Below are 17,262 nucleotides of genomic sequence, written 5' to 3'. Positions count from 1 at the left end.
TTAAATAGTCAACTATTGGAATTACACTTACAGCCAACGCAACAGGACTAGGCTCTACCCAATGATTGTTCTGGGCACTATTCTGGCTCGCTTCCCGACTCTGGAAGAGTACAAAGCAGCGGTTGACGGTATCAACCTGACTTCTTTCGCTCCACCGTCTGAAGATCTGGCTCGTCCATCTATCCCTCTGAAAGCTATCTAATTAGCTTGAGGCGATTAGCCCACTGCCCTGACCTTCGCGTTCAGGCAGCGGGCTAAGCTCAGAACGAAAGATTGGGTTTTGTTCCCCACAGCCATATGGGACAAGCACAAAAGATCAATGACGAAGAGTAGATTTAGGCGGGTTTAAAATCAGCTTATGCAGCTCACTGAACTGATCGGCTTCTGTTGAAACAAAACGCGATCGAATAAAAAACCGGCACTCGAGAGAGGAGCCGGTTTTTTGTGTCTGCATCTGTAACAATAGCTTTGATTAACGTGCAGTTTGCTTAATTTTATTTTTCGCTTTTTGCATTGCCAAAAACACTTTTGTTTTTGCTTCTTTCGGATCGACTTCGCCAGCAAGTGGCTTCAGCTGCTTATCCTGCTCTGACATCAGACTGGAGTTTTTTTGTATCACTCATCTTTATCTTCCTTTTCATATTCATCAGGGTCACTCAGAAATTTCTCCATATCCCCTGACGCAAGCCCTTCCGGCTCTTCAATATGCTCTGCGTTATTGTTGCGGATAAGCTGCTTTGCCCGCTTGATAGCGTCCTGAATCGTTTCAGTTTGCTTCTCGCTCCGCTTTTCCGCCAGGCTTTTGACTTTCTCATTACTCATAGTCTGCGCCTCACAACGTTATATAAAGATAATCTGCCTTGGGTACATAGCCCAAAATAAAGCGCGAAGTTACATGGACCGCAATGTAAAAGCGCCTTTCTTGATAGGTCCCACTTAATTTCCGATGTTCTGAATTTCTTCATCAAGCGAGGCTATTGCTCCGCAGGGCGAAAGGGTAACGCCCTTGAGATCGAAATCTTCCAGAGCACGTTTAAAGCGCTCGGTACAGTAAAGCGACGTAGAGTTATCAAACTCCGTTTTAAAAACAGGCGGATCGTTGGCTTCCTCTTGAAATCCAATGCTCAGAATATTTAGAGACGCACCACCGACGTTGTCCCAAGCGCTCAACGTAGGGTCTGCGTCTTTTCGACTAAGGCAGTTGAATATCCAATATGGATCGGATTCATTCATAATCCTTACAGGTAGAAACTCCCCATAAGGCTGGAGTAAATATCCAAGAAGTCTTTTGGCTTTTGGGCTGAGTACCAATGCAGCGCCTGCTTGCCATATGACTATGTCTGGCACCCTCGGGTTTCTCGCGCCAGAATTTGGAATGAAAGATGTTTCAGGGGCGCGCCACCATGAAGAGAATTGAGTATCTCGACTACTGAATGACATGATATCGTCGAATTCCAACCCCTGATCTCGGGGCGCCTTTCGAATGATGTCCATGGCATCAAGCGATAACATCATGTAATCATAATCGGTGTATTTTATAGCGTAGAAACTAGGCAATGGTCGTTTCTCCTGCCTTATCAATCATGACTGTTACATTGTTCTGCTGCATAAGTCGACCGATCACCTGGAGTTGCGTTTTTATTTTGTCCTGGCCATTTAGGTGTGAAAGCCTTTCTCAGACGAGTCTTTCGTAGCCCTCGGTATGATACGTTTTGTGCCCACGGGAGTCAGGCATTGACCAGTGAGGAGTTTCTTTGTCACGAGTCATTAGATAAACCCCATTCGCGGGATCATTTATTCGAATACCGTGTGTATGTAAATGAACCCTGGTCTGTCTGGATATTGCGGGTAGTTTGCCTTTGCCAGGGCAGATATGATGCGCAGTGTGACGTGCGCTGGGTTTTGGCACACCCTCAGCTGCCATATTACGTTCAAGCACCCTTACACCGTTGTATCCGTGATGGGACTCCGCTTGCAACACATCGAGTGCTTCCGCGCGACTCCACATATCAGAGTTTTCTGATGTCGCTTTCATTCCTTGCGCACGGTAATCCCGAAGTTGATCCTGCAGTGAGGCAATAGTGCTGAGTTTAGCCCGCTCCATACTCAAGAAGGACATGGCTTCAGCCACTGCTTTTCTCCGTTCATCCTCGGTTTCTGTACGAGAGCTCGAAGCATAGTAGGTCTTTAGTCTCTGTTCATACCCATCCAATGCTGCCTCAAAAGCATCTTTTTCATGTACGAACTTGGTAATACGAACACCATTCTTGTATTCAAGTTTCATCGGTTAGCAGATTCCCTTCAGCTATTGGAGTAGACAATACCTATCAACAGCGACCTAGTAAACTGAGGCAATAGATGCCATGGAAGCTCATAGTGATCGCTGACGAGCCCCCCCACATTAGCACTTCTCCTGCGATGATATGCCAAGGCCCGTTTTACGGCTCAAATATCACCCATTTATGAGCCGCAAACAAAGACCACTCAGACACCCACGTTAACACACCGAATCTGGAAGAGTACAAAGCAGCAGTTGAAGGTATCAACCCACTACTACCGAGACACCCACGCTAACACATTCTTCTGATTGATCAATATGCAACCACTGACTACTCTGGAAATTCAGCCATCCGTCGGAATCTGATTATGCCAAAGCCAAGGAAGCAGCAGGTATCCATTGAAGATACGCCCTACTATCACTGCATTTCGCGCTGTGTGCGCCGTGCATTTCTGTGTGGCGCCGATGACATAACCGGTGAAAGTTACGAACACCGCCGAGGCTGGCTTGAGAATAAACTCTTAGAACTCCCTCAGGTCTTTGCTATTCAGATTGCCGCTTATGCCATTATGAGCAATCACTACCACGTCGTTCTTTATGTTGACTCTCAAGCTAGCAGGTCCTGGACAGATGAAGAAGTCATAGAGCGCTGGCACTCGCTGTTTAAAGGCAATCTCCTCTCTCAGCGCTTTTTACGCGGTGATGAGCTCAACAAAGCCGACCTGGCTCGTCTGCAAATATACATCACCGAGTGGCGCTCCCGGCTCACGGATATCAGCTGGTTTATGCGTGTATTGAACGAATCTGTCGCCCGTGAAGCTAATCTTGAAGATGGCTGCACTGGTCGATTCTGGGAGGGGCGTTTCAAATCGCAGGCGCTGCTTGATGAAGCCGCACTCGCCGCCTGTATGGCCTATGTTGATCTCAACCCTGTTCGAGCCTGCATGGCAAAAACACCGGAAGACTCTGACCACACATCTATTAAGCGCAGAGCCGAAAAAGCACAAACAGCACAGGCACCTAATCACTTATTTCAACAACCCAAAGAGCTTCTGCCCTTTGCCGGTAATCCTCGTCAGAATATGCTTGAAGGCATCGCAATGAAGTTGACCGACTATATGGAACTGGTTGATGCAACCGGACGAATCATTCGCGATGACAAGCGTGGGTTTATTTCAGACAGTTCCGCTCAGATTCTCGATCGACTGGGATTGGATGAAGACCGCTGGCTAAGCATGACGCAAAGCTTCGAAAATACGTTCAGCACCTTCGCTGGAAACGAAGAAAAGCTGCGCTCAACCTGTGAGCGGCTAAATTATCAGCGCCCACCTGGACTAAATCGCTGCCGAACAGCCTTCGGCTAGCATTTCTTTCGCAATCTTTTAAAAATCAGGTACGTCTGAGGGATTCGCGTGTCTGAAATCCCGGATATTTCCACATAATTCGGCCTAATGACCAAAGCCTGCTCCAAACCACGACACCAAAACTGATTGGCTTAACACGGCACCCCTGCTGGCAGCCAAAACTGGTTTTTCTTAGAGTGGCTGTCCTTTTAATTCTACCGACTTCATATAGCAGATGGCTGGCATTTGATTGGGCAAAAAGGTTTGAAGTTCTATCCGCTTGAAAGCTCTCGATTATTCTTTGCGCGGTTTCTCTAGGGATTGCCATGCGCTTCCTCCTCAATCCCCTCAAAACATGCAGTAACTAATTCGTTGGGGTTGGACATGGCCAATGAGATCATGACTAGTTCGCGTATATTGCTATCTGCATGAGCATTGATCGGATTGGCACTGTTTTTATTGCTTAAGAGTATTCCAGCATAATTTAGATCGAGGTTCCCATTGGCCATATGTAGAGCGCAGCTTTCTATCTGGTCAGCTAATCCGTTTTGACCAGATTCATATAGTCTATCTGCTACAAACTGTAGGGAAGCAGGCAGACCTCCATGGTAAGAACTATTAAGCCCCATAATTATTTCTTCGACAGCTGTTTTGGATGGTACACCTCTGAATTTTGCTTCTCCGATTATTATTCGGGGCCTTCTACCCCGAAAGTCAAAGGCTAAGACATCATCTCCCTTCATGGATTGCTCTACGTTTGGATTGTGCCTTAATCGATATACTGGAAGATCAGCCCCAGACGAAGCACTAATATATTCAGCTAGAAAAACTTCCGTTAAGTTACCTTTCTGTGTATCTGAGTGAGTTGGAAAACGCTGTACATTAGCATCATCGAGGGTGTAACCAAGTCTTTTTAGAGAAGTAATCTTTCTGTTGTCTCGCGCTATCATTTCGGGGCTTGCATGATGCTCGATCAGCGCGATTCTTAGCTCTTGAACGGCATCATCAACCTTGTCGTCAGGAAGTAATAGGGCACGATGCGCAATACTTTTAGCAGTAACTGAATCTGTTGACGCAGTGAAGCTACCAAAGTTTTTTCCAGTGGGATGTTTACCTAATATGCTTTCGTGTTTTGTTTTACGTCTCTCCACCTTCTTCTTGGCCGGTACTTTTTTGGGCGACTTGGGCATTTCTATTCTTCCGTGTCATTAATAATATTCTTCGATATAAGCATAAGCTTCGTTCGAATATTTCTTTATCTTTGCCAGGTTTGAACTAGTGGTGATTTATCCTTTTTTAGCTCGGAGGATATTTTTTAGTCATCGAAATAATCAAGACACCGACGTTAAAACAACATCGCAGTGGAAACTTTCACAGAAAATCACACACGCACTAATGCAAAACGTACTGCCAAACCTTTCATTCTGAGCCTGTTGCACAGGCTATCTGCGTCATTAATAACAGAAAAGTCAATTTTATTGTCTACGTATAAAGTACTGGTTTTTCGCCTAGCGCGCCTAGCGGGAAGCGCGCCTAGCGGGACACCCACGTTAGCACTTGAGTTGTTTATATCGCGGGCATGGCCCGCTCCTACCGCCCGCGATAAGCAGCCAACGCGAACACTATCAGCGAACACTATCAGGACACCCACGCTAGCTCTCTTATATCTCGGGCATTGCCCGCCCCGACGGCCTTGGTGACCCTCCAGCAACGGCTTTGCGGCTCAAATATCGCCCATTTATGAGCCGCAAATCTGAAATTTACGGCTCATCACGTTACTGAACATACACAACACCCTCCCCGCTGCATTGCCCAATTCCCTGCCCCTGCCGTCTCTACCGACTTCAGCACGACAATCTAAAACCTGAGCCGCACAAGATTGTATACAATCCGACTAAAGCGGCAGTCATAAACCTTGATTTAGCCCCTTATCGCGCTAAAATTGGCGACAATTCAGGCTTCTGCCAACCCTGCACTCAACAACCTGTCAGGAATCCAGCATGACATCACCTACCCATTTCGACCCTTCAAGCTCGGTTAAGACTCTGCCAGGCACGTCTCATCGCTTTCACAGCCTGCCAGACACCGCGGAACGCTTCGGCATCAATCTGGATGATCTGCCGTTTTCTCTGCGCCCTATTCTTGAAGGCATTGCGCGTAATGTCGGCAAAAACGGCATCACGGTTGAGCAGCTGCAGGCGCTGGGTAACTGGCCTGAGCATCAGGGTAAAGAGCCGGTAGAAATTCCGTTCACCGCCGGTCGTGTGATCATGCACGATCTGAGCGGTACACCCGCCATCGTCGATTTTGCGGCGATGCGCTCTGCGGTTGAACGTATGGGCCTGAACCCATCCATTATTGAGCCGCTGGTGCGTGCTGATCTGGTGATCGACCACACGGTCACCATGGACAACACCGGCAGCCCGGCGTCGCTGCGCATTAACAGCGAGCTGGAGGCTGCCCGTAACAAAGAGCGTTATGCCTTCCTGAAATGGGGCGCGCAGGCGTTTAACACCATCCGCATTATTCCGCCGCAAACCGGCATCGTGCATCAGGTGAACCTGGAATATCTGGCTCAGGGTTACCTTGAACAAGATGAGCTGATGATCCCGGATACCCTGATCGGTATGGACAGCCACACGCCAATGGCTAATGCACTGGGTATTGTTGGCTGGGGTGTAGGTGGTATTGAAGCTGGAGCATCTATGCTGGGCCAGCCGATGGAAATGCTGGCACCGGAAGTGATTGGCGTTGAGCTGACCGGCGCCCTGCGCGAAGGCGTGACCGCCACCGATCTGGTATTAACCATCACCGAAATGCTGCGTAAGTACCCGCGCGGTGTGGTGGGTAAATTCGTGGAATACGTGGGTGAAGGCAGCGCGAACCTGTCTCTGCCAGACCGCGCGACCATCGCCAATATGTCACCGGAATACGGCGCCACCATGGGCTTCTTCCCGTTTGATGAAATCGCCGCTGACTATATGAAAGCCACCGGCCGCGATGGCGACCTACCACTGGCTTATTACCAGGCGCAGAACATGGCGTGGAAAGCGGGTCAGAAACTGCCACGCTACACCGACCTGCTGCATCTGGATCTGTCGACCGTCGAGCCATCTGTTGCCGGACCAAAACGCCCGCAAGACCGTCTGCCGCTGGGCGATATCGGTAAGGTATTCCAGCAAGCCGCCACTGCAGGCAATCGCACCCCTGAAGTAGCTACCGTTACGCCGGTTAAGGCCGACGAAGCCGGTATCTTCCAGTCTCTGCCAGAGCGCACCTTAAAAGACGGCGACATTGTTATCGCCGCCATTACCGCCTGTACCAACACCTCTAACCCGGGCCTGCTGATTGCCGCTGGTTTGCTGGCGAAAAAAGCCAACCAACTGGGCATGAAAGTGCCGGACGGCGTTAAGACTTCTATGGCACCTGGCTCACCGGTAGCGACTGACTTCTTAACCAAAGCCGGACTGCAAGAGCATCTGGATGCATTGGGCTTTAACACCGCTGGTTACGGCTGTACTACGTGCGTTGGTAACTCTGGCCCTCTGGCACCAAGCATTGAAGCGGCCTTGCGTGACCACGACATTATTGTGTCTTCTGTGCTGTCGGGTAACCGTAACTTTGAAGGCCGCGTACACCCGGATGTTGATACCAACTTCCTGATGTCGCCGCCGCTGGTTATTGCCATGGCGATTGCTGGTAACGTGAATATCGACGTGACCAAAGAGCCACTGGGCAAAGATGCTAAGGGCAATGACGTGTTCCTGAAAGACATCTGGCCAAGCAACGCCGAAATCACGCAAACCATGCATGAGTGCATGGACCCAGCCGCCTTCCGCGCAACCTACGAAAACTCACTGGATGGTCCGGAGAGCTGGCAGAAGCTGGAATCACCGACCGGCCCTGTGTATCAGTGGGATGAGAAGTCGAGCTACATTCAGGAAATCTCTTTCTTTGATGGCTTCGCGCTGGAAACTCCAGCCGATTCACTGAACAACATCAGCAACGCCCGTATGCTGGTGATGTGCGATGACAACACCACTACCGACCATATATCACCGGTGAGCCGTATCCGCCCTGACTCTCCTCCGGGTGAGTACCTGATGTCGATCGGCGTTGATGCCAACGACCTGACTTCACTGGGTGCCCGTCGTGGTAACCACCACGTGATGCTGCGCAGCATCTTCGGCAACGTAAAAGCCCGAAACCTGATGCTGCCGGGCACCACAGGCGCGGTTACTAACTACTACAACGCTAATGGCGACGCTGAGAAGATGTCGATCTACGACGCTGCCTCCCGCTACCAGCAGGAAGGCACGCCATCGGTTGTATTTGGCGGCAAGCTGTACGGTACCGGCTCATCACGTGACTGGGCGGCCAAAGGCCCTGCTCTGCTGGGTGTGAAAGCCATCATCGCTGAAAGCTTCGAGCGTATTCACAAGTCCAACCTGGTGGGTATGGGCGTACTGCCACTGCAGTTACCAGAAGGCGTGACACTGGGTTCGCTGAATCTGGATGGCTCTGAAACCTTCGATCTGGCGGGTATTGATAGCCTGACGCCACGTGGCTCAGTAACGCTGACAATCAAGCGCAAAGACGGCTCAAGTGAAAAGCATAAACTGCTGTCTCGTGTGGATACGTCTTCTGAACTTGAGCAGATTCGCCACAAGGGCATTCTGCCGATGGTGTTGCGCGATATTATCGCTGCTAACAGCTGACAGCAGCCAACAACTGCTGAAACAGCTACTGCTCGCTTAGTCAGACACTCTGGTGCAACCAGGCAGTCTGACTGAGTAGCAAAACGAAACCGGCACTCGCAAGAGGAGCCGGCTTTTTGTATGCCCCTGCCCCCCCCTTTTTTCATGGAACAGCCCGTTGCTGTCGCCTGTTGCACTGCACACTATCGACGTTCGTCTCTTCATATTATCGACGCTTGCCTCTGGGACATTAAACCCGGCAATACTGTTAGAACCAAAAACAAAGAGCTGTCCCTCGCCACGAAGATGAACGGGCCGTGAAAAGTGTTTCTGGTAACGATAGGGATACATCAGCGTTAGAAGCTTATCGCGCACACGTCGCTCAACGTACTGAACTGAATATTCCGCCAGCCATTGAACGCTGATCATATAGTTGCTCTGGTCGAACTGCTGAAGGTCCACCACGGGCTTGCGAACAACTGAAAAACACCCTGCTGATGTTCGATGACTTCAACAATGTTAAAGGCGCGGTTACGCATCAGAACGCAGAGGCGAAACCTTCAGAGGCAGATTCTGGCAATACATTTTTGAATTAAAATCAACAATAAACGACGTCAGCAGGTTGAACGGGCCATACCCATTCAATAACATTCGGGCACTACGACCAATACAGGATTGAATGAGTGCCACACCCTGCTGACGAAAAACGCTCCCTGCTGATGGGTGTCATCAGTTCCGTTGCTTTGCTGATGAACACGCTTTTTCTTGGTGTGTTCCTTTACTCCTTTATCCTGCTTCGTATCATCCTGCCGGCACGACTGGCCGCGATATTCGCCAACCCAGTGATCACTGGTATTGCGTCTCTCTGGGTGAACAGCATCCTGTGGTGGATGAACAACGTTTACAAAGTGCAGTGGGACATTCAGGGGCTGGACCGCATTGGTAAGAAACAGTGGTTCCTGATTACTGCTAACCACCAGAGCTGGGTCGACATTTTTGTTCTGTACAACACTTACCTCGGCAAAGTACCACTGCTGAAGTTTTTCATTAAACAGGAACTCGCTTACGTGCCGATTGTAGGTCAGGCATGGTGGGCACTGGATTTTCCGTTTATGCGCCGTTATTCAAAAGAATATCTGGCCAAACATCCGGAGAAAGCCGGCAAAGATCTGGAAGAAACACAGAAAGCCTGTGAAAAATTTTCGCGCATGCCAACCAGCGTTATGAACTTTCTGGAAGGTACCCGCTACACCGGCAGCAAGCATCTCGGCCAGCAATCGCCATACAAGCATTTGCTGAAACCCAAAGCCGGTGGTCTGGCCTTCGCCATTCAGGCCCTCGGTGACAAATTTACCGCGCTGACCAACGTGACCATTCATTACCCGGATGGTATTCCAACCTTCTGGGGCATGATGTGCGGTTCTTTCAAGCGCTGCGTTGTACGCATTGAAGAGTGTCCGATTCCACCGCATTTCAGCCAGGGCGACTATCAGAAAGATGAGTCCTTACGCCTGGAAATCCAGCAATGGGTCAGCGAACTGTGGGAACAAAAAGACAAGCTGCTCGATTCTCTGGAGAAAAGCGCAAGCTGAGCGGCATCCGCGCACGACATTGCCATTCAACTTACCATGCTGGCAGCCATAAACTGGCCAGCATGGTTTCTTATTTTACAGCTCTGGCTGAGTCGCGTGGCAAATTACGTTGCCGGGAAGTGAAAAACCGGCACCGTATCACCGCCCTTTAATGCTGAATTACGCAGCTAAGGGCAGCGTCTTAGACTTCACGCCTTAAAGTATTCGCTGATCCAGCGATACAACACATCTGCGCTGAAATCAGTGCTGCTGACAGCCTGATAGTCATCGCCCGGGTCCTGATCCATCAATGTGTATTGATACTGAATCAGTCCAGGATGTTCATCATGCAGCACAATCAGAATGCGTTTGCGCGTCTGTAAGCAATCAATACTCATCACATCGGCGGGAATCCCCATGCGGCGCATCCCCTGCATAACCCCGATCACCGGATTAATATCGGCGAAATCCTGCTGAATACGCAGGTGTGCATCACTGGCAATTTCGGATAACGACAGCAACGCCGGGTTTGCACTTATTTTCCTGTTCATATGAATTCCTTGCAGCATAAAAAAACGGGAGCTGAGCTCCCGTTTTTTACGATTTAAACCGTCAGAGATTATTCTGCTTTCGGTTTTTCACGCAGTTTGATGTTCAGCTCACGCAGCTGCGCGGTGCTCACCTCGCCCGGCGCCTGAGTCATAACACAGGCAGCAGACTGAGTTTTCGGGAAGGCGATCACTTCACGAATACTGTTCGCACCGGTCAGCAGCATGATCAGACGATCCAGACCGAATGCCAGACCACCGTGTGGTGGCGCACCGAACTTCAGAGCGTCGAGCAGGAAGCCGAACTTCTCACGCTGTTCTTCTTCGCTGATACCCAGTACGTCGAATACTTTCGCCTGCATATCCTGATCGTGGATACGGATAGAACCACCACCCAACTCGCAACCGTTCAGTACCATATCGTAAGCACGGGACAGAGCAGCCGTTGGGTTGGCAGCCATTTCTTCCGGAGTACAGCTTGGCGAAGTGAACGGATGGTGCAGTGCAGTCAGAGAACCATCGTCGTTTTCTTCGAACATCGGGAAATCAACAACCCACAGTGCAGCCCACTCGGACGTATACAGGTTGAGGTCCTCAGCCACTTTACAACGCAGCGCACCCAGAGCATCACAAACGATCTTGGTTTTATCAGCGCCGAAGAAGATGATGTCACCGTTCTTCGCTTGCAGTTTTTCCATGATCTTCATGGTGTTGTCATCACCGATGAACTTGATAATCGGAGACTGCAGACCTTCTACACCCTTCTCGATTTCATTCACCTTGATCCAGGCAAGACCTTTAGCACCGTAGATGCTGACGAACTTGGTGTAGTCATCAATCTGCTTACGGGACAGTTCTGCGCCACCCGGTACTTTCAGTGCAGCAACGCGGCACTTAGGATCTTTTGCCGGGGCAGCAAATACTTTGAAGTCGATATCCTGCAGGAACTCTTCAACGTCAACGATTTCCATCGGGATACGCATATCCGGCTTATCGGAACCGTATTTGCTCATCGCTTCTGCGAACGGCATACGTGGGAAATCGCCCAGATCAACGTTCAGTTCTTTGGCAAAGATCTCTTTGATCATGCCCTGAGCCAGACCCATGATGTCTTCTTCATTGATGAAGGAGGCTTCGATATCAATCTGGGTGAATTCCGGCTGACGGTCAGCACGCAGATCTTCGTCACGGAAACACTTGGCAATCTGGTAGTAACGGTCGAAACCGGACACCATCAGCAGCTGTTTGAACAGCTGTGGAGACTGCGGCAGAGCGAAGAAAGAACCTTCGTGAGTACGGCTTGGTACCAGGTAGTCTCGAGCACCTTCCGGCGTAGCACGAGTCAGAATCGGGGTTTCGATATCGAGGAAGCCATTCTCTTCCAGGTAGCGACGCACAACAGAAGTTACTTTCGAACGGAAGCGCAGCTTGTCCTGCATTTCAGGACGACGCATATCCATGTAGCGGAACTTCAGACGGATATCTTCACCAACATCGGTGTAGCCATCCAGCGGGAACGGAGGAGTAGCAGCCTTGTTCAGGATGCTGATTTCCTTGCCCAGCACTTCGATCATGCCAGTCTTCATGTTGGCGTTGGTGGTGCCCTCAGGACGACCACGAACACGACCGGAAATCTGTACAACAAACTCAGAGCGAACGCTGTCTGCGGTGTTGAACGCTTCAACGGTATCCGGGTCAAAAACCACCTGTACCAGACCTTCGCGGTCACGTACGTCCAGGAAGATTACACCACCGTGGTCACGGCGACGGTGCACCCAGCCACAGAAGGTTACGGTTTGGTCGATCAAGGTTTCGTTGATATCACCACAATAGTGCGTGCGCATCGCTTGGTCCTGCTTCCGATTCGTCAAATTTAGCGTAGCCGCGCCCAAATCACGGGCGAGCGGCTGACCATAAAATAAAAGGCGGGCAGTATAACGGATTTCTACCCCCCTCCGATAGTTCCGCAGAGCGTCGCCAGGCACCTAAATCGTCACATATTCACCTTGAGCAACGGCGGCAAAGCGTTAGTCTGGCGCCATAACCATAACAATCCGCCCGCAGGGAACTCCTATGCACTCTTTTCAGAACAAAGTCATCGTTATCACTGGCGCCGCTTCCGGCATTGGGCGCGCACTCGCTCAGGCCTTTCACCAGCGCGGCGCGCATCTGGCACTGTCCGATATCAATATGCAGGGACTTGAAGAAACCCGTTCACTGCTCAGCGGTCAGGGCCAGGTAACCCTCGACGTGCTGAATGTAGCGGATCGTGCAGCCTTCAGCGCCTACGCAAAGAAAGTGGTCGATGATCATGGTCAGGTCGATGTTGTCATCAACAATGCCGGTGTCGCGCTGTCCGAAACCATCAGCAACATGTCTTACGACGATATGGAGTGGATTGTGAACATCAACTTCTGGGGTGTTGTGCAGGGTACCAAGGAGTTTCTGCCTCACCTGCTGCAACGCCCTGAAGCCGCCATCGTCAATGTCTCCAGCATCTTCGGCATCATCGCTCTGCCGACTCAGGGAGCCTACAACGCAACCAAGTTTGCCGTACGCGGCTTCACAGAGTGCCTGCGCCAGGAGCTGAAAAACAGCTCTGTATTCGTTACCACCGTGCACCCGGGTGGTATTAAGACCAACATCGTACGTAATGGCCGCATGAAAACCTCAATGACCGGAGATAAGTCTCTGGATGAGCAGGCAAAAGACTTTGAGAAAATGGCGCGAACCACTCCGGCACAGGCTGCAGAGACAATTATTCGCGGTCTGGAGCGACGTCAGCGCCGCATTCTGATCGGTGGAGATGCGCGCCTGATGGACCGTCTGCAGCGGCTGATGCCAGTACGCTACAGCGACGTTTTTGGCTGGGTTCTGAAAAAACTGGGCTGAAAACGCAGCCTGAGTCATCTTTTTAGTCAAAAATGCCTGAAAAACAGGGGTAAAACCCTTGCCACCCCTGTTTTTTTGCTTAAGAATCGAATGGCGCTCTGATACGCAAAAGCCTGAAGAAAGGCCGGTTTCAAAGCTGCCCGACTCCGGAACAAAACTCTAAAAAGGATCTGACTATGGCTGCAAGAAAAGCACCAGCAAAAGCAAAAGCCCCTGCTAAAGCAAAAGCACCAGCGAAAGCCGCTGCTAAAGCCAAGGCACCAGCAAAAGCTAAAGCACCGGCTAAAGCGCCTGCTAAAGCAAAAGCGCCTGCACGTAAGGCTCCGGCCGCTAAAGCTGCCGCTGCAGCACCTGCGCGTAAAGTGACCGCACTGTCTGAGAAATACACCAAGACTCAGATCCTGAACGAAATTGCAGAAAACACCGGCCTGAGCCGCAAAGATGTGACTGCAGTACTGGATGAGCTGAACATTGTTATCGAACGTCACCTGAAAAAACGTGCCGTTGGTGAATTCACTCTGCCAGGTCTGCTGAAAATCAAGACCATCAAAAAGCCTGCTCAGAAAGCCCGTAAGAATGTACCAAACCCATTCCGTCCGGGTGAAACCATGGATGTTGCGGCTAAGCCTGCATCAACCAAGGTTAAGATTCTGCCACTGAAAAAACTGAAAGACATGGCTGTATAAGCCAGCCTTTCTGTGGCCATGTAAGCGGTCTGTTCCGTCAGGAACCGGCCGCTTTTTTATGCCTGCTGACACCATGAAACAGCTGATTCCCCTGCTTAACCAGATCAGAAACTGCACCCTGTGCGAAGATCACCTGCCTCTCGGTCCGCGACCGGTTGTACAGGCAGCCAGCAGCGCTCGGATTCTGATTATCGGACAGGCCCCCGGCACCAGAGTGCATGCCTCCGGCGTCCCCTGGGACGACGCCAGTGGTAAACGCTTACGCCAGTGGATGAACGTCAGTGACCAGACCTTTTATGATGCCTCCCGCATCGCCATTATGCCGATGGGCTTCTGCTATCCGGGTAAAGGCAAAAGCGGTGATCTGCCACCACGCCCCGAGTGCGCGGCAGCCTGGCATCAGCAACTGCTGCAATGTTTGCCCGAGATACAGCTGACGTTACTCATCGGTCAGTATGCTCAGAAGTATTATCTCAACGATGCGTATAGCAGCCTGACCGAGCGTGTTCGCCAATGGCAACACTTCCCCAGCGGCAGCTTTGCGTTGCCTCACCCTTCACCACGCAACCAGCTCTGGTTGAAAAAGAATCCCTGGTTTGAACTGGATGTTGTTCCTCAACTACGCCAGCGCATTGAACTTGCCCTCAACACTTAGCGTGATTTTGCCAGCGCCATTCGCTGGCCGTATAGTGAAGCGACTTCACTCTCGCTGATCAGTATCCTCTATGTTTAAAGCGCGCCTTTCCGCCCTGCTGTATCTGCCACTCGTGCCGCTGTTGCCTCTGATTATTGCTCAGGGCAAACGGGTAAAACGCGATACGGTGCGCTTACCGGAACCCTCAGGTATTGCAGCGGGAGCGTCAGATAAAGGCGAGTTCACACTGATACATATCGGCGAAAGCACAGTGGCCGGTATCGGCGTTGACGATATTCAGCAGGGTCTGACCGCTGCGATACAGCGCCATTCACGTAACTGTTCAGGCTGGCACAGTGTCGGCCGCAATGGCTATACCGTAGGCGATATTCTTAGCAGCGTTGATCTGCTGCCCCGCATCAGCGACGAAAAACCTGTATGTGTGTTGCTAACCTTCGGCGTCAACGACACCACACGCTTTACGACCTTGTCAGACTGGCAGCAACACCTGCAACAGCTGGTCAGCAAACTGCCAAAGCCGGCGCTGGTCGCCTGCACCCGGGTGCCGGCCATGCAGCAATTTCCTGCTCTGCCAAAACCTCTGAATTTCTTTCTCGGTCTGCGTGCCTGGCAGCTTAATCAGGTTCTGGCTGCAACCTGTCGCCAGAACGGCTGGCACCACATCAGCACACCGATGAAAATTACCAGCGATAAAATGGCGCGCGACGGTTACCACCCCAATGCCGCTGGCTATGACCTGTGGGGGCAGGATATTGCTGCGACAATTGACCACATTTTCAGTGGCGGAAAAGCAGAGTAAAAAGAAATTATCAATCCGCAAGAGGATAACGTGATGAAGTATTTTCGCACTTTTCGTCCACTGAAACTGTGGCTATCCACCAGTGTTATTGCCCTTGCCTGTGTTGCATATCCGGCACTGGCAGATAACCGTGAGGTTTTTGCACTTAAGGCTGATGAACAGCAGTGGGTACGGGAATACATGCGTCAGATGCTGGAAACGGTCACCCTGATTCAGGGTGATCTGGCTGCCGAAAAACCCGGGGCAATTGCCGCACGGGTAAGTGCCCTGAATGCCTTTCAGGCAGAGACCAAGCCCAAAGGGATTGGCCGCTCGTTTCCGCAGGGGTTTCGCACAATGGCTCAGAGCATGGATCAGCAATGGCAAACACTGGCTGCATCAGACTCTTCCGCTGAAGCGCTGAAAAACAGCCATATGCTGCTCAATTATTGCAATGCCTGCCATCGCAGCTATCGACTGACTGTGCGCGAATAAATCGTTGCATTACCACTGGTCGCGCAACTGGCGCAGCGCCCGGAATACATCCCGGTCGGCTTGTCCCAGTTGCGGAAAATCCTGCAATAACTGCTCACGAATCCGCACTTCATGCAGGCGTAAAAACGGGTTGTACTGACGCTCCTGACCGAGTGTCATAACCGGCATGTCATCAGGTTCCAGTGCCTGAACCTGATCGGTCCAGTATTCAGCCATGCGATTGGCCGGCTCACGATTAAGGGCAAAGGCCAGATTGGTTTTCATATAATCGTGGCCGGGATACAAAATCGTTTCATCGGGTAGTGGCATCAACTGCGAAACAAAGGTGTCGTACATCTCATCCACATTTCCGCCATTACGGCAGTTTCCGGCGGCGGCATTAAACAGCGTATCGCCGGAAAACAGGATGGGAACCGGATCATACTGGGATGCAGGCGCCAGCAAACAAAGATGCCCCGGGGTGTGACCCGGTGTGTATAACACCTGCAGACGTATTGTTCCCAGCTCCACCCAGTCACCCGCGACCAGGCCACGAGCCTGTTGCGGGATTTTGCCCATGGCGCTTTGATGCGCCCACACAGGAGCGCCGGTTGCCGCCTTAACCACCGGATTCCCTTCAATGTGGTCGTGGTGTTCGTGGGTGTTCACAATCAGCTTAATGTCATAGCCGTATTCTGCCGCCAGCTGCAGCATCTGCTCGCCATCCAGCGGGTCCAGTGCGATAGCCTGGCGGGTTTCTTCGCAACCGATCAGGTAATTAAAATTACGCAGAGGGTTGTTCATAAAGCGTCGGATGACCTGCATAGCGCCTCACCAGTAAACGTAGTTTTCGACATCGTCCTCGCCTGTCAGGTCATCGACAAAATGACTGGAAAACAGGCTTTTCAGGTCGTGCACACGCTTTTCCAGCGTATCAGAGTCATAGGCTACCGCCGGGCTGTGTCCCCAAACCGGGCCCGGCCAGGCAGGGTCATCGGTGTAACGTGCAATATGATGAACGTGCAGCTGAGCAACGACATTGCCCAACGCCGCAACATTCATGGATTTTGCAGAAAAGTGGTCCGCCATTTTCTCCAGTACCCAGGACGACTCTTTTGCCAGTTGCATCTGGTCGTCGTGGGACAGGTGATACACTTCAAACACGTCATTGCGGGCAGGTACGAGAATAACCCAGGGGTAGCGGCTGTCGTTCATCAGCAGCACCTGACACAGCGGCAGACGGCCAATCAGGATAGTGTCAGATTGAAGACGTTCATCAAGACGGAACATAATGCTCTCCGGCAGTTGTAATACAAAGTCATAATAGGCCCACGCGTTCA

The 17,262-nt window shown here is 51.1% G+C and carries 18 protein-coding genes; 9 read left to right on the top strand and 9 right to left on the bottom strand.

Translation table 11 applies throughout. The features are described 5' to 3' along the window. The first annotated feature begins 61 nt into the window (after nt 1-61). Entirely contained in the window at nt 62-202 is a 141-nt protein-coding gene (locus tag I9W95_RS04870) for a hypothetical protein (protein ID WP_225672434.1), read from the top strand. A gap of 270 nt (nt 203-472) precedes the next feature. Here I9W95_RS04870 and I9W95_RS04865 read toward each other — a convergent pair whose 3' ends face one another. The 4 genes from I9W95_RS04865 to I9W95_RS04850 all read right to left on the bottom strand — a co-directional run bounded on the left by I9W95_RS04865 (nt 473) and on the right by I9W95_RS04850 (nt 2,284). Further along, complete coding sequence (locus tag I9W95_RS04865) at nt 473-619, bottom strand: hypothetical protein (RefSeq protein WP_225672432.1); 147 nt, start codon at nt 617-619, stop codon at nt 473-475. Then, entirely contained in the window at nt 616-822 is a 207-nt protein-coding gene (locus tag I9W95_RS04860) for a hypothetical protein (protein WP_225672430.1), read from the bottom strand. The genes I9W95_RS04865 and I9W95_RS04860 overlap by 4 nt, the downstream gene beginning before the upstream one ends. A gap of 114 nt (nt 823-936) precedes the next feature. Further along, a complete protein-coding gene (locus I9W95_RS04855; protein ID WP_225672428.1) occupies nt 937-1,557 on the bottom strand; it encodes a hypothetical protein in 621 nt (206 codons plus the stop codon). A 118-nt stretch (nt 1,558-1,675) separates the two neighbouring features. Further along, nucleotides 1,676-2,284 (bottom strand): AHH domain-containing protein, encoded by a 609-nt coding sequence (locus tag I9W95_RS04850; RefSeq protein ID WP_225672426.1) that lies wholly within the window; start codon nt 2,282-2,284, stop codon nt 1,676-1,678. A gap of 362 nt (nt 2,285-2,646) precedes the next feature. Here I9W95_RS04850 and I9W95_RS04845 point away from each other — a divergent pair, with 362 nt between their 5' ends. Beyond that, the gene (locus tag I9W95_RS04845; protein WP_225672424.1) at nt 2,647-3,642 is read left to right on the top strand and encodes a transposase; all 996 of its coding nucleotides are present in this window, start codon (nt 2,647-2,649) and stop codon (nt 3,640-3,642) included. A gap of 293 nt (nt 3,643-3,935) precedes the next feature. Here I9W95_RS04845 and I9W95_RS04840 read toward each other — a convergent pair whose 3' ends face one another. Continuing rightward, on the bottom strand, nt 3,936-4,811 hold the full coding sequence (locus I9W95_RS04840) for a Hachiman antiphage defense system protein HamA (protein WP_225672422.1): 876 nt from the start codon (nt 4,809-4,811) through the stop codon (nt 3,936-3,938). An 810-nt stretch (nt 4,812-5,621) separates the two neighbouring features. Between I9W95_RS04840 and acnA the strand changes: the two genes are divergently transcribed. Both acnA and I9W95_RS04830 read left to right on the top strand, forming a co-directional pair. Beyond that, nucleotides 5,622-8,339: an aconitate hydratase AcnA gene (gene acnA / locus I9W95_RS04835; RefSeq protein WP_225672420.1), complete on the top strand. Its 2,718-nt coding sequence runs from the start codon at nt 5,622-5,624 to the stop codon at nt 8,337-8,339. A gap of 662 nt (nt 8,340-9,001) precedes the next feature. Further along, nucleotides 9,002-9,910: an acyltransferase gene (locus I9W95_RS04830; RefSeq protein WP_225672418.1), complete on the top strand. Its 909-nt coding sequence runs from the start codon at nt 9,002-9,004 to the stop codon at nt 9,908-9,910. 188 nt (nt 9,911-10,098) lie between these two features. On the opposite strand, the gene I9W95_RS04825 is transcribed toward I9W95_RS04830, so the two are convergent. Continuing rightward, a complete protein-coding gene (locus I9W95_RS04825; RefSeq protein WP_225672416.1) occupies nt 10,099-10,440 on the bottom strand; it encodes a hypothetical protein in 342 nt (113 codons plus the stop codon). A 68-nt stretch (nt 10,441-10,508) separates the two neighbouring features. Next, entirely contained in the window at nt 10,509-12,281 is a 1,773-nt protein-coding gene (gene aspS, locus I9W95_RS04820) for an aspartate--tRNA ligase (protein WP_225672414.1), read from the bottom strand. A gap of 229 nt (nt 12,282-12,510) precedes the next feature. On the opposite strand from aspS, the gene I9W95_RS04815 reads away from it, so the two are divergent. From I9W95_RS04815 to I9W95_RS04795, 5 genes are all read left to right on the top strand, one after another. Beyond that, nucleotides 12,511-13,329 (top strand): SDR family NAD(P)-dependent oxidoreductase, encoded by an 819-nt coding sequence (locus tag I9W95_RS04815; RefSeq protein ID WP_225672412.1) that lies wholly within the window; start codon nt 12,511-12,513, stop codon nt 13,327-13,329. A gap of 176 nt (nt 13,330-13,505) precedes the next feature. Beyond that, nucleotides 13,506-14,015: an HU family DNA-binding protein gene (locus tag I9W95_RS18335; protein WP_263866096.1), complete on the top strand. Its 510-nt coding sequence runs from the start codon at nt 13,506-13,508 to the stop codon at nt 14,013-14,015. A gap of 58 nt (nt 14,016-14,073) precedes the next feature. Beyond that, nucleotides 14,074-14,670: a uracil-DNA glycosylase family protein gene (locus I9W95_RS04805; protein WP_225672410.1), complete on the top strand. Its 597-nt coding sequence runs from the start codon at nt 14,074-14,076 to the stop codon at nt 14,668-14,670. 70 nt (nt 14,671-14,740) lie between these two features. Continuing rightward, entirely contained in the window at nt 14,741-15,469 is a 729-nt protein-coding gene (locus I9W95_RS04800) for an SGNH/GDSL hydrolase family protein (RefSeq protein ID WP_225672408.1), read from the top strand. Between the two features lie 33 nt (nt 15,470-15,502). Beyond that, nucleotides 15,503-15,943, top strand: coding sequence for a hypothetical protein (locus tag I9W95_RS04795; protein ID WP_225672406.1), 441 nt, complete (start codon nt 15,503-15,505; stop codon nt 15,941-15,943). 9 nt (nt 15,944-15,952) lie between these two features. Here I9W95_RS04795 and I9W95_RS04790 read toward each other — a convergent pair whose 3' ends face one another. Continuing rightward, nucleotides 15,953-16,747 carry a hydroxyacylglutathione hydrolase gene (locus tag I9W95_RS04790; RefSeq protein WP_225672404.1) on the bottom strand — a complete coding sequence of 265 codons (795 nt, stop codon included), beginning with the start codon at nt 16,745-16,747 and terminating at the stop codon, nt 15,953-15,955. A gap of 6 nt (nt 16,748-16,753) precedes the next feature. Beyond that, on the bottom strand, nt 16,754-17,212 hold the full coding sequence (locus tag I9W95_RS04785) for an HIT domain-containing protein (RefSeq protein WP_225672402.1): 459 nt from the start codon (nt 17,210-17,212) through the stop codon (nt 16,754-16,756). Nucleotides 17,213-17,262: the final 50 nt, after the last annotated feature.

Source organism: Thalassolituus marinus (assembly GCF_020320395.1).
GTDB classification, from domain to species: Bacteria; Pseudomonadota; Gammaproteobacteria; order Pseudomonadales; family Oceanobacteraceae; genus Venatoribacter; species Venatoribacter marinus.
Note: the sequence above shows the minus strand (reverse complement) of the source record. Positions and strands in the feature narration are given on the sequence as shown.